Source organism: Bacillus sp. AK031, assembly GCF_053903065.1.
Genome location: NZ_CP096424.1, coordinates 2,367,299 through 2,389,942 on the forward strand (window position 1 = coordinate 2,367,299; position 22,644 = coordinate 2,389,942).

Below are 22,644 nucleotides of genomic sequence, written 5' to 3' on the forward strand. Positions count from 1 at the left end.
CATGATAATTTAAGGTGCAGCAGATTCCCTCTCTGCTGCACCTTAATATTATCTAGTAAATGCTGCAGGCACACCGCCATCAACTGTCAGCATGCACCCAGTCGTTCTATCGGACTTCGATGAAGCGAAGAATAAAATGGACTGTGCAATATCCTTTGGGTAGATGTTCACTAACAAAGTAGTACGTTTACGATAATGATCTTCTAACTGATCAGGTTCAATTCCGTAAGCTTTAGCACGTTCTTCCCTCCAGCTGGAGCCCCAAATTGCCGATCCTTGAAGTACAGCATCAGGAAGTACTGAGTTTACACGGATTCCAAATTCCCCGCCTTCTGCAGCAATACATCTGGCAAGATGAGTTTCCATGGCTTTTACTGAACTATATGCCGCTGCATTTTTACCAGCATAAACAGAGTTTTTTGACCCGACGAAGACCATATTTCCACCAGTACCCTGGCTCTTCATCTGCTTGAATGCTTCCCTAGCAACAAGGAAATAGCCCGTGCCCAATACATTCATATTCAAGTTCCACTCTTTTAGGGTTGTTTCATCAAATGGGCTTGAAGTCGCCAATCCTGCATTATTAACGATGATGTCAACACCACCGTAAGTTAAAGCAGATTTTTCGAATGCTGCTCTTACTGCCTCTTCACTAGTTACATCCATTTTAACTGCGATGGCCCGTCCCTCACCGTATTGCTCGTTAATTTCAGCCGCTACCTTTTCTCCTCCTTCAAGATTTAGGTCAGCGATAACAACATGTGCTCCGTCTGCAACAAACTGTCGGCATGTTTCACTGCCAATCCCTCCTGCACCGCCTGTTACAAATGCTACATGTCTTGAGAATTCGGCTTCAGCAGGAGCTAATGATAACTTATAAAGTTCTAGCGGCCAGTACTCAATATTGAATGATTCATTCTCATTCAAAGACACGAAGTTCCCAAGAGTCGTTGCCCCTTTCATTACAGCAATTGCACGGTGATACAATGCCCCGCTTACATTAGCCATTGCAACATTTTTTCCTGTGTTAACCATTCCGATTCCAGGAATAAGAATGACTCGAGGTGCGGTTTCTGAGATTTGATCACCATCGTTTTTGTTACTCTCAAAATAGGCTTTGTATTCGTCCTTAAAGCTTGCTATTCCGGATTTCACTTTTTCTATTAAAATTTCAATATCATTAGACTCAGGATTCCAATCAATAAACAATGGTGTCATTTTTGTATGAACCAAGTGATCTGGACAAGCTGCGCCAATTTGCGATAATTCAGGTCCGTTATGGCTGTTCACAAATTGCAGAACATCCTCTGCATCATCATATGTAAGCAGCATTTTCTTTTCTGAACTAACAGAACCACGAATGACCGGCATCACTTGTGCCAAGGCATTCACACGGTTCTCCCTTGAAAGTGCCTCATATTTTTGGCCTCCAAAGAGCTCTACTTCATTAATTCTTTCCTTGATGTACTGTTCCGCTTCATTGATAACGGAAATGGTTTTTTCGTAGCTTTCTTCTGCTGTATCTCCCCAAACAACCAAGCCGTGCTTTTCCATTAATACCAAATCTGCTTCCGGGTTATTTTTAACTCCTTCTGCAATCATTTTGGATAGAGTAAACCCAGGGCGGACATATGGCACCCAAACAAAGCGGTCCCCGTAAATCTCTTCAGCAACCTGCCGGCCATTATCAGCAGTACAGATTGAAATAATAGCATCAGGATGCGTGTGATCCACATGTTTAAACGGCAAGAAAGCGTGTAGTAGAGTTTCAATGGATGGTCGCGGATCTTTGCTGTCAATCATGCAGTACCCAAGATATTCGACCATCTCTTCATCCGACATTTCTTCTCGTTCAATTAATGGTCTTATATCATCCATCTTTAATCCGGTAAAATTACTAGCCTTCATAGTAGCAAGATCTGAACCGCTTCCTTTTACATACATTACTTCAACATCACGGCCTCGAAAATCCTGTACCACGGTTTTCATGGAAGTGTTTCCTCCACCCCAGTTACATACTGAACGGTCAGAGCCAATCAGGTTTGACCTATATACAAGCTCATCTGAACCTGGAGCTAATTCTGCTGCCTTTTCTTTGTTCCATAAACTTTGAACCATTTTATTTTCTCCTCCATCGAATTCCTTTTTTGTTTGTTTTTGTTTGTTTTATAATAAAACGCATTATTTTATTTTGAATAGTGTTTGTTTATTTTTGTGCTTTATTTGTCGTTTACAAGTATATACGTTGCCTCTATTGGTCCATGCACTCCAACAACTAAATTCAACTCAATGTCTGCACTATTGCTTGGACCTGTAATAAAGTCTATACAAGAGGAAATATGTTTTCCTTCCTTTACTTCCTTGCTTATTAAAGCCGCTGCCTGTGTCATTCTTGGGACCAGTGTGCTCTTAGGAATAACCGCAATATAAGTCTTAGGCAGTAAGCTGACCGACCTGCCTTTATTTTTACCGCTGAACAAAACGACTGTACCCGATTCCGTAAGGGTGATATCACTGTAAGTAATGCCAACATCCGCTTTTTCCGCAGCTTCAATATTCTTTTCTTTCATATCCGGATCCCAAAAATGTATATCAATCTCTTGTTGAGGCCAATATCTTTTCAATGCATCATCCAACCCAAATGTGGAATGACGTTCATCTTTCCATGTCACAGCACTCTTGATTCCAGTTTGTTCAAAAATCCCCTGGATTGCCGGTACGAGCCCATCAGTATCCGTTTCAATATATCGGGTATGGATAGCCTTACATTGATTCTTCAGTACTCCAGCTAACTCATCTTGTGAAGCATCCTTAAAAACCTCCCATTGCGGAGTTGTGGTCCATTCCGGTTTTACGACATCTGTTTTTCTCGTGCGTCCAAGTTTGGAAGCGATATTTTCCAAAAAAGGTGCTTGATTATGAATCTCGCCCAATGATTATTCCTCCCTCTTGTTATACCAATCTCTGAACCTCTCTTTATTTGGTGCTGGAAAATCGCGCACATCTGTCCAAGGCTTCATTGGACCTGGGCCTTTTTGAATTTTATCCGAATGTGTAAACGGAGACATTACCGTTGATGCTGACTTTGTTCCCGCTTTATATAGTTTTGGGGAACTCGCTGCCATCTGAAACCCTTTCATGGCAAGCTTCTCGGCAAAAGGCGTTTTTTTCTCATCCTCTACAATTTTTCTGCGATGCTTGATAAGCAGTTCATGAAGGGGAATTTTGACTGGACATGCTTCCGTACAGGCTGCACATAAAGAAGATGCATACGGCAGTTCTTTATATTCCTCATAACCTCCAAGCAGGGGTGATAACACTGCTCCTATCGGTCCGGCATAAATTGACCCATATGAATGACCGCCTATATGGCGATAAACAGGGCAGACATTCACACAGGCGGCGCAGCGGATACAGTGTAGTGCACTTTGGAATTCTGTTCCCAATATATTGGAACGTCCGTTATCGACTATAACGAGGTGGAACTCTTCCGGTCCATCTACATCCCCATCATCTTTTGGGCCTGTCAGTCCAGTAATATAACTTGTAAGTTTTTGCCCCACAGAGCTTCTGCACAATAAACTTACTAGGATGTCTAATTCTTCCCAAGTCGGTACAATTCGTTCCATCCCCATAACCGTTATCTGAGTTTTTGGTAAAGCCGTTACAAGACCTGCATTTCCTTCGTTAGTCACCAGGCTGATAGAGCCAGATTCCGCTACAGCAAAATTGCAACCTGTTATTCCTAAATCTGCGCTAAGAAACTCTTGTCTAAGCTGCTCCCTTGCAAATAAAGCAAGTTCCTCAGGAATTTCCGACTTTACATACCCGCGTTTCTCCTTGAAGGTATCTCTTATTTGTTCTTTATTCTTATGAAGTGCCGGAACCACGATATGCGATGGAGGGTCATGGTCATCCAGTTGAAGAATATACTCACCAAGATCTGTTTCTACAACTTCACATCCCGCCTCTTCCAAGGCAGCATTCAAGTTGATTTCCTCCGTTACCATTGACTTTGACTTCACAACTTTCTTGGCATTCTTTTTCTTCGCAACATTCGAAATATATTCATTTGCTTCTTCTTTTGTAGTAGCAAAGAAAACGTTTCCGCCCCGCTTCTTTACGTTTTCACTTAGTTGCTCCAGATAATAATCTAGATATTCAAGAGTATGGGACCTGATTTCTTCTCCCAGGTTACGCCATTCCTCCCAGTTCCCCAGCTCTTCGGTTGCAGCCAGCCGTTTCCCTTGCATCCTTTCCTGTGCTGATGCGACGGCGTTTCGCATAAAACTGTTTTTGACACCTTTATCCACACGATCAAAAAACTTCTCTTCTCCAATCTTCATTGACATCTTTTACTTCACCTCACTATTAAGTACTTCTGCAATATGCATGACCCTGATTTGCTTTTCTTGTCTGTTGATCCTTCCACCGATATTCATCAAACATCCACAGTCAGCCCCAATAAGAGTATCAGCTCCTGTTTCCTCTACATGGCGTACTTTTTCATCCACCATTTGCTCTGAAATCGGTACCATTTTCACTGAGAAGGTACCCCCGAATCCACAGCAATCATGACTATTTGACAAAGGTTTCATTTCCAGATTTTCTACTTGATCCAATAGCTTTCCAGGTGCATCCTTTACTCCGAGCAGCCGGGTCATATGACAGGACTTATGATATGTGGCACATGCAGGGAGGCGGGCTTTTACCTTTTCCACTTTTAATACATCTACAATGAACTGGGTCAATTCAAACGATTTTCCAGCTAATTTTTCTGCTCTTGCTCTCCACTGTGGTTCCTTTTCGAACATATGGACATATTCATGAAGCATTGCAATACAAGAGCCTGAAGGTCCTACTACATAATCTGAATGTTCAAATGTGCGGATCATATGTTTTGCCACTTCTTTTGTTTCTTTGTGATAACCACTGTTATAAGCCGGTTGCCCGCAACAGGTCTGTTGTTCTGGGAATTCGACAACACAGCCCAGTTTTTCTAATAGCTCCACTGTATGTCTTCCCACGTTGGAGTAAAAAACATCCGCTAAACAGGTAATAAATAAAGAGACCTTCATATTAACCCTCCAAATATTCTTACAATTCTCTTTTTATTAGTATACTACTAATTTTTCAATTTTAACACCCGTTTATTTTTATTTATGTTTGTTTGTGTTTGTTTTATTATAAAAATAAGTGAAAAGTTAGTTTTGATTGCTAAAAGTTTTATGTGTTTGCTTAAAAAGACTAAATTTGTACAGATATGGTATTGATTAATTTTAAGGAATTTGTGTTTGATTAATTACTTTCTTCTAAATCACTTAATTGAATATTTTTAGCTCACTCTGTTTAAGGCATGCAATTCTCACTAAACTAGTTCTATTGTTTTTAAAGTTGGTTAAACAAAAAAAGTTATGTCATTTATAGATGAACATAACTCCAGGACGTTTCTCCATTGATCATATATCCCGATCTTATAATTATAGGAAGTAATCCAAGAAACACTAAATATGTATCATAACCAAAATTTACTATTTTTAAGTTCATGGATAAAAATTTCCGCTGTACCCATGTTCGTTGCCAGCTGTATGTTATAGACATCACATAACCTCAATAGCGCTATAATGTCCGGTTCATGAGGCTGTGCAGTCAGCGGATCTCGAAAAAAGATGACCATGTCCTTTTCGTTATTGGCGACTAATGCACCTATCTGCTGGTCGCCACCGAGAGGACCGGACTGAAAGCATCTTACCAACACCCCTGTTGCCTCGATAATCTTCTGTCCTGTCGTTCCAGTGGCAAATAGCTCATGTTTTTTTAATATTGGTTGGTATGCTTAAGTAAAATTTATTATCGTCCGCTATTAATGCAAGTTTCATTAGTTGAGCCCCGTTTTAAATAAAAATAGTGCGTGATTTATGTATTAAATCACGCACCTTTATACGTTAAAGCTTTTTCCTACCCAATATTAATAACCTTTAATATTCGGTCTAACATTTTGGGACTGATTTTCCCGTTAGTGAATCGAGGAATTTGTCGGAACGGCATGTTCATAACGAACATGACATTGTTTGCTTGTAACGGCTTATTGAGCAAGAAAAGAACCTTTTTTGTTGCCAATACAGTTAGATAAAGTAATTTACCCAGCCCCTTCTTATTCCTGCATTGGGCTATGGTATCATTGTAGCCAAGCTTATTCTCAGGGTTCCACAATGGACTTGGCGGCGTGTATCCCAGAAGGTTGTGGAACTCTTCATTTCCAATATGATGTACATCCGCTTGATAATAATGCTTAAGCAATTCTTTGTCATAGTGATGCTTACCGTTATCCCCTTCCACATTCAGGGTTTCTGCAATATGGATATCCTGAATTGAGCTTCCAACTTGCAGCTCGTACTGGCCGCTCTCGACGGACCATCCATTGGCAAATGTGTTGTAGTAAGCAAAGGCATGATCATCCAACTCTATAGTTACTTGTTTAGACTCTCCAGGTTCCAAGTATACTTTTGCAAAGCTCTTTAGTTCCTTGTTTGCTCGGAACACACTTGAAGATAGCGGCTTGATATAGACTTGAGCAACCTCTTCCCCCGCAACTTCGCCGATATTTTTAATAGAAAAGGAAACAGATTGTTTGCTAACTTGTAAGTCGTTATATTCAAACTCCGTATAAGACAGACCATGGCCGAATGGAAACAGAACAGGTATTTTTCTCGTATCAAAATACCGATATCCTATATAGATACTCTCTCTATGTTCCGCAGTAGCCTCCAAACCCGGATAATATGGTGCAGAAGATACATCTTCGTATTTCAGCGGATATGTCTCTGCAAGTTTTCCACTTGGATTATAGTCCCCAACTAAAATATCCCGGACAGCAGCAGCTCCACCTTGTCCACCTAAATAACCATGTAAAATTGCCTTCACATTACTCACAAAAGGCATTTCAATTACTGATCCACCAGATAAAACAACCACTATGTTGTCATGCACTTCCGATAATGCTCCCACAAGTTCCAATTGATTTTCTCTTAGTTTCATGTCTTCTCGATCGACACCTTCTGCTTCACTGCCTTCATCAAGGCCTAGAAATAATAGGACTACATCTGCTTGGGCCGCAAGTTTCATCGCGCTATTCTTTAATGACTCACTTTTACCCCCAAAACGTTTGAAACCTTGCTCGTATCCTACAATTGATAAGTCTGTCTCCTCAATTTGATTCAAGAAATTATCTACTTTAGTAGGATTAATAAGCGAACTCCCAGCACCTTGATAACGGGGATTTTTCGCAAAGTCACCAATAACAGCCACGCGCTGGCCTTTTTTTAACGGTAAAGTCTTTTCTTCATTTTTAAGCAGGACCATCGAGCGTCTTGCTGCATCAACAGCCTTTTTGTGATGTTCATTAAAATCAACCTCTACCGTTTGCTTCAAAGCCTCTTTTGTGTCAAAAATTAATGTAAGCATTCGTTCCACAGAATCATCCAGAACGGCTTCGTCCAACTTTCCTTCCTTGACAGCGTCTACGATTTCTTTATCTGTAATCCCGCCTGCTGAAGGCATTTCGAGTTGATTTCCCGCTTTTAGACCTTCAACACGGTCATTGTTACCGCCCCAGTCAGTTACGACAATCCCTTGATAGTTCCACTCCCCATATAAAATATCATTCATGAGGTGTTTGTTTTCATTGGCATATTCACCATTCACTCTATTATAGGAAGACATCAACGTTTTAGGCTGTCCTTCCTCTACCGCAAATCTGAAACCCTCAAGGTAGAGTTCTCTTAACGCCCGCTCGTCCACCACTTCATCAATGGTCATCCGCATATGCTCTTGGCTATTGACCGCATAGTGTTTTGGACATGCAGAAATCCCATGAGACTGAATCCCTTTAACCATATCAGCTGCCAGTTTTCCACTCAGATACGGGTCCTCCGAAAAATATTCAAAGTTCCTTCCGCAAAGCGGATTTCGTTTAATATTTAAACCAGGTCCAAGTAGTACACTGACTTCTTCATTAGCAGCTTCTTTTCCTAAATACCAACCTACTTCGTGGATTAATTCTAAGTCCCAGCTATTTGCCAAAGTTGCTGCCGGCGGAAAACAAGTAGCCGGAATACTTTTATTCAGTCCTAAATGATCCGCTTTCCCCCCTTGTTTACGCAGTCCATGCGGTCCGTCGGTCAGCATAATGGAAGGAATACCGAGACGTTCGATTGCCTTTGTATTCCAAAAATTTTGTCCGGACATAAGAGAAGCCTTTTCTTCCAATGTCATTTGTTCAATTATATTTTTATATTTCATTCTGCACCGCCTCAAAATTCTCAATTGATAAGAAGGCGGACATAGTCCGCCTTCTTACTCTATCAAGTAGTATTATTAGTTAAAAATGTGTGTTTTAAGTGTTGCATAGAGTGAATTATGCATGCTATTCCGCAGTGCATCTGTAATTGCTTCTGGATGCTCCTCATACGCTTCCTCTAAAAGCTCCTTTTGTTTTGGAACAGATAAAATATCTAACATTAAGTCATTACCAGATGTAATGGCTTGTGGTGCTTTCATAAATCCGAACACCGCATCTGAAGATACTACACCTTCGAATCCCCACTCATCTCTTAGCATTCCATTTAATAATTCCGGGTTTGCCCATTTTCCATCAATGTAAGAGAAACTGGACATTGCACCTGTTACACCAGCATTTTTTACAGTCATTTCAAAAGGACGCAGATGGATTTCCCTCATCGCTTGTTCATTAGACCATACCAGAAGCCCCGAGCGTGCGTTGGTCTCTTGCTCATTCATGATAAAGTGTTTCATGAATACAATAACACCTTGATCCGATGCACCTTTCGCCATTCCGGAACCAATCATGCCATTTAAAATGGGATCTTCTGACATATACTCAAAGTTTCTTCCACCAAGCGGCGAACGATGAATATTAAGAGCTGGTGCGTACCATCCGTGAATTCCGTAAGCTTGTGCTTCTTGACCGATCATTTCACCCATCTCATATGCTAAGTCTTTATTCCAAGTGGAGGCCACGACGATCTCTGTTGGGTAAGCGCCGGCTTCAAACTTTTTGAATCCGAAGAAACTAAATCCGGCAGGCCCATCCATTAAAACTGTATTTGGAATACCAAGTTCATCAATCTCTTTTGTATGGTAAGCAGCTTCTGTCACGTAATCAATCATTTGATCAGCAGTGAGCTGGTCTAAGAATTCATTCCATTTAGGATCATCATAATCCAACCCTTTCAGGTCTTCTAATTCAATCCCATTATCAGCACCTGTTACAGGCATTTCCATATTGTTATTGAACTCATGTCCCTGGACTCTTTTAATAACTTTGTCTGAAGCAATTTTTGAGTCATCTTCAGTTGAAGGGTATGTCCCTTCCCAATCGTTACGAGAAAGAACGGTTAATTCGTTTTCAGATTGAGTAAAACGATTTTTGTATTCTGTTCCTGTATCGGCATCTGTTTGATAAACAATATCTTCAGCTAATACTAGCTCTACTGTACTGTCGGTCTCATGGACATTCTTACCCAGTTTGATTTCGTATGTTCCATTTTCTAAAGTATAATTTTCATTTTTCATATCATACGATGCCATTACTCTTGTATCATAATTGATTGTTAAAACTTCAGACTCGCCTGGTTCCAATGATTTTGTTTTTGCAAAAGTTGCGAGGTTAATAGCAGACTTCTCAATCCCGCCGGGTGTGTATGGAGAAGAGTAGTATACTTGAACTACGTCTTTACCAGCTGCTTCACCAGTATTTTTCACTTCTACTTTTAATTCGATAGTATCATTATTTAATTGTTGATCTATTATATTCCAATCAAATGTTGTATAGCTTAGACCTGAACCGAAAGGAAATTGAACCTTTTGTCTGTATCCTTCTTCATTTCCTTGATAGTAAGTTTCATAAAATCTGTAGCCTACATATATTCCTTCTTCATAATTTAGGAAAGCTTCATCTAAATTCTCATACTCATAATCTCCGAAATTCTCACTAGATGGTGAAGATCCAACATCATATGCATACGTATCTGTAATACGTCCAGAAGGATTTAATTCACCTGATAAAGCTTTAGCAAGGGAATTAGTTCCAAATGGTCCAGGTGTTCCAACCCAAATAACAGACTGAATACTTGGGAAATCCTCAACAAATCCAAGTTCTAACGTGTTACCAGCATTTACTACAACCGTAACGTTGCTAAAGTTTCCAGATACTTTTTCAACTAAATTATGCATTGCATCTGATAGCTTTAATTGATCTTCACTTACATCAGAAGCTTCGACAGCATCACTTTGAACAATAATCATCGCATTTTCAGAGTACTGTTTCGCTTGAGTTATTGCAGCATCCGTTACATCCGGTTCACCAGCTGGCTCATCATTACTTAACATTCCTTTAACGACTTGAACAAGACCAGTGTCTGAATTTCCTGTCGTTTCTTCTACCTCTGGCAGCTCCGCATAGTAATCATATAATTCCTTATTATATTCAACACCTGCATTTGTAAGGGCATCAAATAAATTCACAGCACGAGACAGATCAGAAGCGCCAGAACCACCACCGCCATATTTAAAAGTAAAGGCTGTAGAACCAAAGACATTAACTTTTTTATCTGCTAATGGTAGGGAGTTATTCTCATTCTTTAGTAAAACTAAACCTTCATCCGAAATCTTTTCTGAAACAATATCAGCAGCTTCCCTTGCTCGATCAGCCTCTGCACTTGTAGTATCAATCGTAATATGTTTACCACTCATGTTTTCAACTACGCTTGTGATTGTCGGTCCTACTGTTCCACCAATGCTTAATATCAATACAGCAAAAACAGCCCATCCTGTGAAACGTCGAGGTCTATTTTTAATTTTTTTGTACATCTTAGCATCTTTTTTCTCTACTTTTCTTTCTTTTCGGCTTAATGATTTCAATTCTTCTTTTCTATTATTTTTCTGTTCTTTGCGCAATTTTTTATCACTTGCAATGGCTGTTTTCCGCTCTTCTTTTGGTAAATCTGCAATTTCCTTCTTTCTCTCTTTACGCATTGCTTTATCCTCTTTGACACGTTGAATTATTTCTTGTTTCTTGGCTTTTCTCTTTTTAAAGTATTCAAACATGATGGTAACCCCCATTTTTCAGTGTATTTTAACTCATAAACTACTCAGCAATTTTCAATTAGCAAGAGAGCGTTTTCATTTTTGATTGCACATCGCTCACTCTATATTTGCGGGCCTTGACTATATGTCTTTCACTTCCCTTATATATTTTGTAGTTTTATCAAGGTAAAAAGAAAACGTTATCAAATTATTGGATCATCTTTTCTAGATGGTAAGTCCACTATATATGGTTTGATGCCAAACATCATTCCAATTCTATAGAATTCCAGTTCCAATTATTGACCCTTAAGAAAAGCGCCAGGAAAATAAATCCTTTCATTAGCCCATGAATTTTGCTGTAAGTTACGATTTTTGACATATGCCTGTATTCAACCAATAAGAGCTCTCTTTTGCTTAATTAACATCCACAGAAAAAAGCCATCCGCTATCATTCTTGCGGATGGCTCCAATTCATATTGAGTTAGTACCTCTTTTTAAGCTCAATGAGTTGAATCTCATGAGGTTGTAACTCTGTCGTTATTGTATAGGTTTGATTGACCGCTGATTCTTCTGTCAAAATTCCAGGTTCCGCTTTTCCTTTCAAATAACGAATGCCCTGGTCATCCAAATCAGTTGGTGACCCCATTTCAACCCAAGAATCAAAAGATGATCCTTGTTCCCGATTAACGTATTGTTTTTTAACACGGTAGTTACCATTGATCCCATTTAAAGTGATTTGGAAAGTCTGAATTTTTTGGTTCTCAAAAACGGTATAACGATTATTCAGTGATAATTGAGAGTAGTCAAAATTTCGGTACAGATTGTTGGGATGACTATAATTAAAAACTAATATTTGATAATCTTCGCTCTTCTTAGTCACAATCATATATTCATTTTTAACTACTAGTTCATCTCCCAATTGACTCAAAAAATGGAAAGCATGATAACCAGCTTTTTTAATACCGTTATAAGTCATCAGACCGAATCCGCCATGAAATAGATGCTTCTCTTGTCTGAATTCCTCGAATAAATCAGTAAAGGTCCAATATCCCATTCCGTTTACTTTCAGGAAATTTCCAATGGCATTTTTGACGATAAAAGCTGCCATATAGCAGGTATCGTGAAGCAGATCCTGAGAATCACTATTTCCGTTCCATTCCGTTATCCAGATTTCTTTAGAATCCTCGTGAAGTTCCCTACTCTTTTCCAGAATTGTATCAATTGTATTGGAAAGGTTTAGTTCATCGCCAATCATAATACTTTTAAATTGAGTAACACTATTGATTTCTTTCTTTGAAGAATCGTTTAAGGAATGTCCCTCAATTTTCGGTTTTCTTGCCAAATTATAAACATGAAAAGTAAAAAATTCTAAAGCAATACCTTTTTTTTCAGCAATAATATCAAAATCCCTTATCCAAGTATGGTAATCAGCAAAATTAATATTACTAAATCCACCCAGCTTTACCTGTGAATCAATTGATTTAATAGAACGATACGTCTCAGCATATAGGTTAAAAAATGCCTCTCTTGTTCCTTTCCAGAAATAGTCTACTTCCGGCTCGTTCCAAAATTCAAAATACCAAGTTCTAACCTCTTCAATTCCATATCGATTAATTAAGTGCCTGATAAATGCTTCAACTAACTCTTTCCATCGTTCTATTTGCTTAGGTGGTGATACGGCGGCTTCCCATAAGAAAACCGTATCTTCTGTTGTTGCTAAATCTTTTGGCATAAAACCTAACTCGATAAAAGGCTTGATTTCTTCTTCAAGAAGATTGTCCAATACCACATCAATATTATTAAAATTGAAGTAATAGGATCCGTCTGCATTTTCATTGTAAACAAGCAGCTGGTCTGCAAATATTCCATGGAATCGAACGAATTTAAACCCTATCTCCTTCTGAATCTGATGTAATTGTGCTTTAAAATCAGTTCTCATCGCCAACGGAGCATAGCCAAACGTAAGCAAATTCGTAAATGTATGTTCCATCTTTTTATGAGTATGACCCAGATTGACTGTAAAATGCTTCGGTTCACTTTTCAATATTTCTTTATGTTGTTTTGTCCGCTCAAGGTACTTAAATAAATTGGTTAATGAGTCACTGCTATTTATACTGAGATAATCCTTTGAAATAGTATTCTCTGCTTCCAATTGATAGTTATCTCTATATTCTCTAGGAGTGATCCCCAACACATCTTTGAACACCCTGTAATACGCTTTACTATCAGGAAACCCATATTGTAAGGCAATTTCCGTTACTGTTTCATCCGTAGTCTGCAATGTAAATAATGATTTATTTAATCGCATGTTATCTAGTTTCTTTTTTAAGGACACGCCAACTTTTTCTTTGAAGTATCTCGATAGATATTGGGGATTCAGAGAAAATTCATCCGCGATATCCTTAAGCCCCAGTCCAGATTTTATACAGTGTTTGTTCATAAACTTTAATATTTCTAACAGCCTTTGATCCTTACTATGCTGCTTTTGATCTACTTTAATCGGCACCTCAAAATTCTCCATGAGAATCACAATAAGTTCTAACAGCCATTTTTTCATTTTTATATCCGGTAGAGTCTTTTTGTTAATGATTACATCCATCATATTAGCAAGTATATATTTCAATTCATCCATCAGGAATGAAGAAGTATTGTTTGTATCTCTGGAATTTATATAAAACCGTTTTTCTTCCAACCCAATTCCTTGTTCTTTAAGATATTTGCTTTCAATTTGCAACACTAATAATTGCGTTTCCCCGTAGCTGGTCAGTGAATTAATAAAATGAAGCTCATTTCCATTAACAAGAAAAATGTCTCCACTTTCCAGCCTATAGCTTTTTCGGTCAATACGAATTTCTAATTCTCCATCTAGGACAAAGAGGATTTCAGGGTCTTCATGCCAATGATAAGGAAAGCGTTCCACAATCTGGGTGAATATATTAACCGGTAAGTTAGCTTTGTAGTCAATCTGTTCATATTGGTACTGCATGGTATTCTCCCCTTAGTATTAATCAATACATTCTCATAGTTGAAATTATACAATACTTTCTTCCTGGTTAATTACTAAAGGGGAAAGAATCCACCACTTACTAGTTATTAATCCATTATTTAGATTTGTCTGTTTTACAGCTGTAATCTTCATAAAAACACCATATTAGCTGTTCTTAAAAACATTCGGTTCAATTGTCTTGATTTTCTTTATGAAATAATAATGTTTATAGATGGCTAATAGTAAGAATAGAGCTTTAACCCATAGGAAGTCTATATAAAATATAGAAAATAAAATAAAGCTGTCAGCAATTACATTTATTCTAATTTTCTCTTTTCTGGTCATCCCTTTTTTCTTAAGAAATGATTCAACATATTTTTCATATATCGAAGTATTCTTAAACCAATTTTCAAATTTTTTTGAACTTTTTGCAAAGCAAAAGGCTGCTAAGAGATAAAAAGGACCTCCCGGTAAGACAGGTAGAACCGTACCGACAACTCCAATTGCCAGGGAGAGAATTCCGAGTAGCAAAAAAACAAAACTTATGATTTTTTTTAACATATACATATTACCTCACACAGTTTTTTGTACCACACGAAAACTGAAGTTATTTTTCACCAGAGTAAAATCTTATTAAAGAAGAATTTATTGATAATTGTCCATAACCTCAATAAATTCGTTTATTGATATTAAAATAATTTTAATATGAAATATCAACAAATCCTCTATAGGAAGAAGAATTATTTATTAGTTTCACTATACAATCAGCTAAATCAGCTCGGGATATTCCTCTGACACCCTTTGCCTTTTTCATAGGCTCATTGATGGTTATTCTATAATCCAGCGTTTTAGGTCCATCTGTTAAACGTGGAGGACGTATGACTGTCCAGTCAAGCGTTGAGCGCTTTACTATTCGTTCCATTTGCTCCATATCCTGATAAAGATTTTTATAGATTTGCTTGATTGTCAGGTTAATGAACAGTTTAGCAAGGTGTGGAGTATCAGGAGGAAGGGCAATGGTACCAGATGATAAACAGATGATTCTCTGTATCCCGCTGGACTCCATTACATTTAGTATATTTTCTGTTCCCTCTGAATAAACTGTAGTAGGATTTCGGTGATTTACCCCAAGTGCTGAAATCACAACATCCTTTCCGTTTATATACTCCTCAAATGATTCCCGTTCTAATACATCTCCCTTAACTGCTTTCAAGTTTGGATGATTTAATTGAAATCTACTTAATTCTCGAACGACAACCGTTACTTCGTGTCCCTCAGCTAATAACTGATTCACAACCTGGTTTCCCGTACCACCTGTTGCACCAAAAACAATGATATTCAAGTCTTTTCCTCCTTCATGTGCTGAACGTTGGTTACTAGTGACTATATCAGCAACTCGATAATATTTTGGGCTTTTCCTTAAAAATATGGACTTCAAGTCCTAGTAAGTTTTGAAACTAGATAAAGATATTGAAAAAGTGATCTAATCTCAAATCCTTTGGATTTCAAAACACCACAATCCCCTTTGGCCTTATCGATCACTTTATCTTTTTTATCCTATATAATATAATAATATTATTATTAATAGACAGATGACTAGCAGTGCCGAAGTATGTGCACTTTTTTTATTTTCATGTAACAAATTCTCTTCCAATTGAAATGAGGGAGCAACATTGAAAAAAAACAATTCTAAAAGAGAAGATATTCTGACATTCTTGAAAAGAGAAGCCTCATTATCAGTGAATGAACTAACGGAACGAATAAATATTACACACATGGGTGTTAGAAAACACCTTACTGCATTAGAGAACGATGGATTAGTTACATCCCATTCAGTTAAACAAGAGGTAGGCAGACCCCTCCAAGTTTACTCATTAACATCAAAAGGTGAAGATTATTTCCCTAGGAATTACGAAGGCATTACAGTTGAGTTCATCAAGGATATCCAAGAGCTCCATGGTCAAGAATCCGTAAACTATCTCTTCACCAAAAGAGAAGATCGCTTAACGAAAGAGTATACGGAAAGAATGTTGAATAAAAATCCAGAAGAAAGAATGAAGGAAATTTACCACATCCAGAATGAGAAAGGCTATATGGCCGATGTTTCTAAAATTGATGATAAAACCTATGAGCTTACTGAAAATAACTGCCCAATCTATGCCGTAGCCAATGAATTTAAAATGGCTTGTACTTGTGAAACCAGTATGCTGAAAAACGTTCTTAAAACAAAACAAGTCAGTCGCACTAATTGCAGAACTGATGGTGACAACCATTGTAAGTTTTTAATAAAGTTTAATGAGTGACAAATAGTTTCGATATAAAAAACACTTCCTGGGTATGGAAGTGTTTTTTATATTTAATTATTTTGCTGCTGCAAAACGGGTATTTACTTCATCCCAGTTGATTACATTGAAGAAGGCAGCAATATAATCAGGGCGCTTGTTTTGATAGTTAAGGTAATATGCGTGCTCCCAAACATCAAGGCCGAGGATAGGTGTTTGTCCTTCCATTAATGGACTGTCCTGATTTAGTGTGCTTGTTACTTTAAGTTCGCCATTATCGACAACTAACCAAGCCCAGCCAGATCCAAAACGGGTAGCAGCCGCAGCTGAGAACTCTTCCTTGAACTTGTCGTAGCTTCCAAATGCTGAGTTGATTGCATCTGCTACTTCACCTGTCGGCTCACCGCCTCCGTTTGGAGATAATACTTGCCAGAATAGGCTGTGGTTAGCATGTCCGCCACCGTTATTACGTACTGCTGTACGAATATTTTCAGGAACAGCATCCAGGTTTGCTACTAACTCTTCAATGCTTTTGCTTGAAAGATCCTCATGTCCTTCCAGCGCTGCATTTACTTTGCTTACATATGCAGCATGATGCTTATCATGATGAATTTCCATCGTTTTTGCATCAATGTGTGGTTCTAACGCATTAAATTCATATGGTAGTGCTGGTAATTCGTATTTTGCCATTTTGGTAGTTCCTCCTTAATTTTCCTTAAGTACAATGTTAATTGTAGAATATTTTTCCTTATTTTTCAACCAAAAGGTTTAAAAAGTCATTGTGAAGAAAACTTAATGCTTTGAATACGTTTGAATGAGTTTGAGAGAAAAAAATTTCGTTTAAATATCATCCCTCTAGGACCTTTTGTTCTATTTTGCTTACTAATTCCCTACAATCCTCGGCAGTTATTAGTTCCCCGTTAATCATCCCATAAGGGGAAGACTTACATATCTTACAATGATTTTGACACTTGTATTCCTTATAATAAACACCATTTTGGTTAAAGACCGCTCCAAATCTCGATTCATCCTCTTCCTTTAAGAAACGATCTAAATTTTTTGAGCATAATTCAACGGTTATCGATCTTTTCTTCGGAAATAACTTTGCAATAAGATTCATCTCTCTGACAACCTTGTGGGAGAATGAGAAATTATATTATCATTGGAAAAATTTTTTTGCTTTTTCAAGGAAAATAGCTTCTTCATCCAATAAATCTTCTTCATGAAAGATAGCCTCAACTGGACATGCTGTCAAGCAAGCTCCACAATCGATGCAACGTGAAGGGTCAATGAAGTATTGATCCTCGCCCTGCTCGATACAGTCTGCAGGACATACCATGACACAATCTGCTGCTTTTTCTTTTCTGCAAGGTTCTGTAATAACAAATGCCACTTACATACACTCCTCTATATCTTAAATCTGGTAAGCTTTCATAAAAGGCAAAAGCTTATTGAATATATACTAGTTGCCGATAAACCCGATTTTGATCCCTCCTTTTGATTTTAGAGCCTTCTACAACTCAAGTTCTTCTTTTAAATTAACACTTGAACGTTCCCAAAAGCCTGTATCATACCCTTTCAAGAAATTTTTTAACAACCGTTTCGAGAGAGGATCCAGGTTTGTTAGAATAAACTTGTTTTTTAATGCTTTATCTAAAGAATTCACATGCTCAGGCATTGATTTATATCCATATTTTATCCGGCGCTCTTCACGTGATATTAATACTTCACAAGCTGTACACCCTGAATAATACGGACCCGATTTAGAAGATGTTAACGCTATCCAAACAATCCAGTATCGTTTTGGATTTTCTCCCGCATGATTTTTCTCAGGTTTAAATTTCACACGCTTTTCGACCGTACTTCTCCCATGCAAAGCATCCATATCTATGAAAATATCTTCATCCTCAGGGCTAACGATAATGGGTGTAACATTATTAAGGTCAATCGTTCCTGCACCATACCCACCGTCCCCTTTGGTAGCATCCGAACTTAATATTGTAAAATGTTTATTTTGCTCCTTGTTTTGCAATTCATTTCCTCCTTTCCATTAATCCATCCTGACATCTACTCTCCCTGTTTAGAAAGAAAAACCTGTACCCAGGGAAAAATCCCCTCTTCAGGATTTCTACAAAAGCAACAAACATTACGAAAACAGCCTTATTTAAAAACACTTGTACTATGAAGCGGTTGTACTCTTGATTTTGGATCAATGAATCGTTTTGCATTATTTACAGCGATAGGCGCCTCACCCAGACCTACTGCAATCAACTTCACTTTTCCTTCATACGTTGCTATGTCACCCGCTGCATAAATCCCCTCTATATTCGTTTCCATCTTCGAATTAACGATAATTGAATTTTTCTCCATGTCTATTCCCCAGTTTTTTATTGGGCCAAGAGAAGTAATATGCCCATAGTTGACTATGACATGATCTACATCTATTTTTTCTTCTTGACCATCCTTATTACTGACCAAGACTTGTTGAATCCGTTCATCATTACCTATTAGTTCGTTGATAAAGTATGGAGTTTTCAACTGTACACTTGATTCTTGCAACTGTTTTATGCTATGTTCATGTGCTCGAAACTCATTTCTTCTATGGCACAAAATGACTTCCTCCGCTATACCTTCAAGCATTAACGACCAATCAACAGCTGAATCACCGCCACCGGCAACAAGAACTTTCTCACCTTTAAACTCATTGAGATCTTTAACAGAATAATGGAGGTTTTTCCCTTCATATTTCCCTGCGTTTTCATGAGGCAGCTTCCTTGGTTCAAAGGCGCCAATGCCACCTGTAATGAGAACTGATTTTGTTAAGTGCTCGCCTTTATTTGTTACCAATGTAAAAATCCCTTCAGACTTTCCAACTTCTTTTACCGTTTCACTTAAACAAATTGCCGGGTTAGCATAATTTGCTTGATCAATCATGCTTTTAATGAAATCTTTTCCCAACACTTTTGGAAACCCGCCTACATCATAAATATATTTATCAGGATATAATTCAGCTACTTGCCCACCCATTTGATCTAAGCTGTCGATAATCTTTACTTTCATATTTCTCATGCCAGCATAGAAGGAAGAAAACAACCCTGCAGGACCACCGCCAATTATTGTGATATCATAAATTTCTTGATTTGACATAAATGTTACTCCTTAAATTTTATAGTTGATAAATTAAATGAACCAAACTTTAAATATAAAAACATTGACTAGCTGTTCTTGTTGCATATTCAAGATATAATCCACGAATTCGTTATTAAACCAAAAGGTATAAAAACACCGCAAATTTTTTTCCTGCATCCTTTTGTCAATTTACAGTTTTCCTTATAAGGTCAATAATTTTATCGGGTGACGTATATACGTTGAAAAAGTTAATCTTATATTCATTTAGTATTTTGTTTATTTCTGAGGAGTCTCTAGAATGACTGTATAAAAGAACTTTGTGTCTGTTCGCATATTTTCCAAGAAAATTATTAATTTCAGGAAACTCAATATCTACTATTATTACCCGATGCCTCAAAGACAGATAATCGTCTGCGACATCTGAAATATCCTCTGTAACGGAGATGACATATAAATCATCCTCAGCATTTATTAAAGCAGTTAAACTTTTAGTTACATGAGTAATTCCAGATAGTATGACCACTTCATACATATAAACACCTTCTCCTCATGTATAAACTAATTTTCCCGTAAAGATATCTCAACCAAGCTTCTCAACAACATGGCCAATAAGAAGGTACAAGAATCATTCTTTTACACTAAAACAAAGATTTCTATTCTTTATTGAAATCAACAAGCTCACTTATATTTCTATTAAACAATCTATTCTTGTACCTTTCTAAGCAAATATAACAATTGTTTCTTTTCTTCCTGTGTTAAATTTGAGAAATAATTGAATTGGAAGTCTCTCAGGAATGGAGTTATTTTGTCATATAACTCTTTTCCTTCAACAGTAAGCGAAATGTAATTTGTTTTCCATTCTTTTTCTTTCTTTATTAACTTCATTTGTTCAAGTTTTTGCAGCAACTGAGTGATGTTTCCTTTTGTTACCAAGAGTTTCTCTGCTAATTCCTGTTGCGACAGTACTCCGGATTCAGCCACTCTGCTAATGACATCAAATTGAGCATTAGACAAATTCAGTTCACTTAACAAAAGATTGGTTGCTTTTGTGTTATTTTTGTAAATCTTGACAATTCTATGCCATAGCAGACCGCTATATTTCATATCCCTATCAGTATTATATTTATTAGGTTCTTCGTTCAAAGTTTCTCCTCCAACTAATATATTTTAGAATAAGGAGTCGAATCAGAGGCACGACACCTTTTTATAAGAATTGATCAATCTTCTGATTTTATGAAAATATAATCAACTTCACCGTTGCTTATTTTAATGTTCAAGTTATACTCATCCAGAAGCCACTCGTCACCATTAGAAATATAAAAAGTGATATTTTCAACTTCTGTTTTCAAACTTGCACCTTCATCTGTTTTTCCCACTGACATTCCTAAAAAATAATCAGGATACACTGTCGGAATCCCTCCGTATATTTTCGTGAAGATTTCAACATGATCGCCTGGTGACAAATCACACTCGTATATAAACCATTGGGCTGCCTCGTTGCTAACTGAAAATTTCATACCCCACTCTGACCTCCTTTCCCCCTATTTTCTCTAAGAACGGAAAAGCATATCTCTTCCTAGCTTAATGATAGTGTAACCGAGAAAACTTATTTAAGTTTCATTTTTAATAGTTAAAAGGGAAAATTTTTATGTATCAGTTTAACACTAAACTGATTTCTCTGTTAGTTTATTGCTAAACTGAAAAAATGTCAACTTGTAACAAGCAGATTTTCGGCAATTTATTATGAACACTTTTAAAACTCCTATTTTTCTATCAAACATACTATAAAACAAAGAAAAGAGCAGAATTTTCTGCTCTTTTCTTTGTTGATAATGCTATTGTTAATTAATATAATGGTCCCAGTAACCGACTATTTCACCTTCCCGCCCAATACAGGCATTACACTTGTAATGGCTGTGTCATAGTACCTTTCCCCCATGATCCGCACAGGGACTAAAGCCATCAAACCTTAATCTTCCGCCCTTTCCACTTCACCGAATGAAATACATTCACTCGGATGAAGGAGTACAGATAGATTCCTGCGAAAAATAGAAACAACACCGGATAAAAAGGGAATCCCTCCCACCTGAAATCACCGACCCTGCGGGCAAACCATGCCGTCTGAATCGTATAAAGGATATACAAAACTCCACTCAACATCATGGCAGCTGCATCCAATTCAATAGTGGAAGAGATCAATGCTCCTGCAGTGGTCAAGCTACCGGAAATCCAGAGGATGACCATCAGCATGACCACTGGGTGAGTTGATTTGGAACCGACGGCAAAACTTTTGCACCATCCTTCAATCAGGCTCCCCATACCTTCCGGGTACATGCGCAGGGAGATGATCCCTTTGCCACCCAGGCAGCGGACTGGGAGATTTTTATCAAGAAATGCTTCTCCCAGTGCGAGATCATCCATGATGGCTCCCTCGATTCCTTTATGACCCCCGGTCAAAAAATAATCGTCCCTATCGCATAGGATGCAAGGACCAAACGATCCGGCGGTCTTAAACCGCGATCCCCAGACCGTAAACAGATTCATCCCCACCACGACAATGATATTAAATACAACCGAAAGGTGTTCATACCACCGTTCCACTGTATGAAAAGGCTGCAAGGCCACGATCCCCCTGGCTCCTTTTTCCTGATAGAAATGCAGTAGATTGCTTATCCCATCCCCACAGGTGAACCTCGTATCTGCATCTAAAAACAACAGCCAGCTCCCTTTTGCATGCTCGGCACCGAGCCAGCAGGCCGAAGACTTTCCTGCCCCATTATTCCGCAGGACCGTCGCACCGTAACTTTCCGCTACAGCAGCCGTATTATCTGATGAATCGTCATCCACAACGAGGATTTCTAATTGTTTGAAATGCTGCTCCTGCAGTGATTGCAATAACGGTGAGATCCTGCCTTCTTCATTCCTGGCAGGGATAATGATGGACAGAAACGGGAGACCGGCCGCATTTCTCGAGGTGAACCCCGGAACCGGCAAGGACCAGAACATGATAATGCCGATCACCACTGCCAGAAACCCAATTGCGAGATTAACCGTTTCTGATACTGTCACAAAACCCGCCTCCTTTCTCCGCATGTAAGCATACACCTATTCCCGACCAGCACTTATTTACGTGTTCACACA

General features: G+C 38.1%; 19 protein-coding genes and 1 pseudogene. 1 reads left to right on the forward strand and 19 read right to left on the reverse strand.

Annotation, left to right across the window (positions count from 1 at the left end; all coding sequences use genetic code 11):
• Positions 1-48: 48 nt before the first annotated feature.
• The 10 genes and pseudogenes from M1E09_RS12225 to M1E09_RS12270 form a co-directional block, all read right to left on the reverse strand.
• Positions 49-2,118 carry a bifunctional aldolase/short-chain dehydrogenase gene (locus M1E09_RS12225; RefSeq protein ID WP_456271149.1) on the reverse strand — a complete coding sequence of 690 codons (2,070 nt, stop codon included), beginning with the start codon at positions 2,116-2,118 and terminating at the stop codon, positions 49-51.
• 101 nt (positions 2,119-2,219) lie between these two features.
• Complete coding sequence (locus M1E09_RS12230) at positions 2,220-2,933, reverse strand: LutC/YkgG family protein (RefSeq protein ID WP_456271150.1); 714 nt, start codon at positions 2,931-2,933, stop codon at positions 2,220-2,222.
• Between the two features lie 3 nt (positions 2,934-2,936).
• Positions 2,937-4,352, reverse strand: coding sequence for a LutB/LldF family L-lactate oxidation iron-sulfur protein (locus M1E09_RS12235; protein ID WP_456271151.1), 1,416 nt, complete (start codon positions 4,350-4,352; stop codon positions 2,937-2,939).
• 3 nt (positions 4,353-4,355) lie between these two features.
• A complete protein-coding gene (locus M1E09_RS12240) occupies positions 4,356-5,078 on the reverse strand; it encodes a (Fe-S)-binding protein (RefSeq protein ID WP_456271152.1) in 723 nt (240 codons plus the stop codon).
• 437 nt (positions 5,079-5,515) lie between these two features.
• Positions 5,516-5,879: pseudogene (gene mgsA / locus M1E09_RS12245) on the reverse strand (methylglyoxal synthase).
• A gap of 79 nt (positions 5,880-5,958) precedes the next feature.
• Positions 5,959-8,301, reverse strand: a complete 2,343-nt coding sequence (locus M1E09_RS12250) for a beta-glucosidase (protein WP_456271153.1) — start codon at positions 8,299-8,301, stop codon at positions 5,959-5,961.
• 75 nt (positions 8,302-8,376) lie between these two features.
• Entirely contained in the window at positions 8,377-11,127 is a 2,751-nt protein-coding gene (locus M1E09_RS12255; protein WP_456271154.1) for a glycoside hydrolase family 3 N-terminal domain-containing protein, read from the reverse strand.
• A gap of 460 nt (positions 11,128-11,587) precedes the next feature.
• Positions 11,588-14,092 (reverse strand): GH39 family glycosyl hydrolase, encoded by a 2,505-nt coding sequence (locus M1E09_RS12260; protein WP_456271155.1) that lies wholly within the window; start codon positions 14,090-14,092, stop codon positions 11,588-11,590.
• A gap of 165 nt (positions 14,093-14,257) precedes the next feature.
• Positions 14,258-14,653: a YbaN family protein gene (locus M1E09_RS12265; protein WP_456271156.1), complete on the reverse strand. Its 396-nt coding sequence runs from the start codon at positions 14,651-14,653 to the stop codon at positions 14,258-14,260.
• Positions 14,654-14,792: 139 nt separating this feature from the next.
• Positions 14,793-15,434, reverse strand: a complete 642-nt coding sequence (locus M1E09_RS12270) for an NAD(P)-dependent oxidoreductase (RefSeq protein ID WP_456271157.1) — start codon at positions 15,432-15,434, stop codon at positions 14,793-14,795.
• A gap of 331 nt (positions 15,435-15,765) precedes the next feature.
• Between M1E09_RS12270 and M1E09_RS12275 the strand changes: the two genes are divergently transcribed.
• The gene (locus M1E09_RS12275) at positions 15,766-16,395 is read left to right on the forward strand and encodes a helix-turn-helix transcriptional regulator (protein ID WP_456271158.1); all 630 of its coding nucleotides are present in this window, start codon (positions 15,766-15,768) and stop codon (positions 16,393-16,395) included.
• Between the two features lie 57 nt (positions 16,396-16,452).
• Here the strand turns inward: M1E09_RS12275 and M1E09_RS12280 are convergent, their stop codons facing one another.
• From M1E09_RS12280 to M1E09_RS12320, 9 genes are all read right to left on the reverse strand, one after another.
• Entirely contained in the window at positions 16,453-17,064 is a 612-nt protein-coding gene (locus M1E09_RS12280) for a superoxide dismutase (protein ID WP_456271159.1), read from the reverse strand.
• Between the two features lie 157 nt (positions 17,065-17,221).
• Positions 17,222-17,494 carry a DUF1450 domain-containing protein gene (locus M1E09_RS12285; protein WP_456271160.1) on the reverse strand — a complete coding sequence of 91 codons (273 nt, stop codon included), beginning with the start codon at positions 17,492-17,494 and terminating at the stop codon, positions 17,222-17,224.
• 39 nt (positions 17,495-17,533) lie between these two features.
• The gene (locus M1E09_RS12290; RefSeq protein ID WP_456271161.1) at positions 17,534-17,767 is read right to left on the reverse strand and encodes an indolepyruvate ferredoxin oxidoreductase subunit alpha; all 234 of its coding nucleotides are present in this window, start codon (positions 17,765-17,767) and stop codon (positions 17,534-17,536) included.
• Between the two features lie 120 nt (positions 17,768-17,887).
• Positions 17,888-18,406 carry a YwhD family protein gene (locus M1E09_RS12295; protein ID WP_456271162.1) on the reverse strand — a complete coding sequence of 173 codons (519 nt, stop codon included), beginning with the start codon at positions 18,404-18,406 and terminating at the stop codon, positions 17,888-17,890.
• A 128-nt stretch (positions 18,407-18,534) separates the two neighbouring features.
• Positions 18,535-19,521: an NAD(P)/FAD-dependent oxidoreductase gene (locus M1E09_RS12300; protein WP_456271163.1), complete on the reverse strand. Its 987-nt coding sequence runs from the start codon at positions 19,519-19,521 to the stop codon at positions 18,535-18,537.
• A gap of 166 nt (positions 19,522-19,687) precedes the next feature.
• On the reverse strand, positions 19,688-20,035 hold the full coding sequence (locus tag M1E09_RS12305; RefSeq protein WP_456271164.1) for a hypothetical protein: 348 nt from the start codon (positions 20,033-20,035) through the stop codon (positions 19,688-19,690).
• Positions 20,036-20,205: 170 nt separating this feature from the next.
• A complete protein-coding gene (locus M1E09_RS12310) occupies positions 20,206-20,607 on the reverse strand; it encodes a MarR family winged helix-turn-helix transcriptional regulator (RefSeq protein ID WP_456274974.1) in 402 nt (133 codons plus the stop codon).
• 113 nt (positions 20,608-20,720) lie between these two features.
• Positions 20,721-21,020 (reverse strand): HesB/YadR/YfhF family protein, encoded by a 300-nt coding sequence (locus M1E09_RS12315; protein WP_456271165.1) that lies wholly within the window; start codon positions 21,018-21,020, stop codon positions 20,721-20,723.
• Between the two features lie 445 nt (positions 21,021-21,465).
• Positions 21,466-22,572 (reverse strand): glycosyltransferase family 2 protein, encoded by a 1,107-nt coding sequence (locus M1E09_RS12320; protein ID WP_456271166.1) that lies wholly within the window; start codon positions 22,570-22,572, stop codon positions 21,466-21,468.
• Positions 22,573-22,644: the final 72 nt, after the last annotated feature.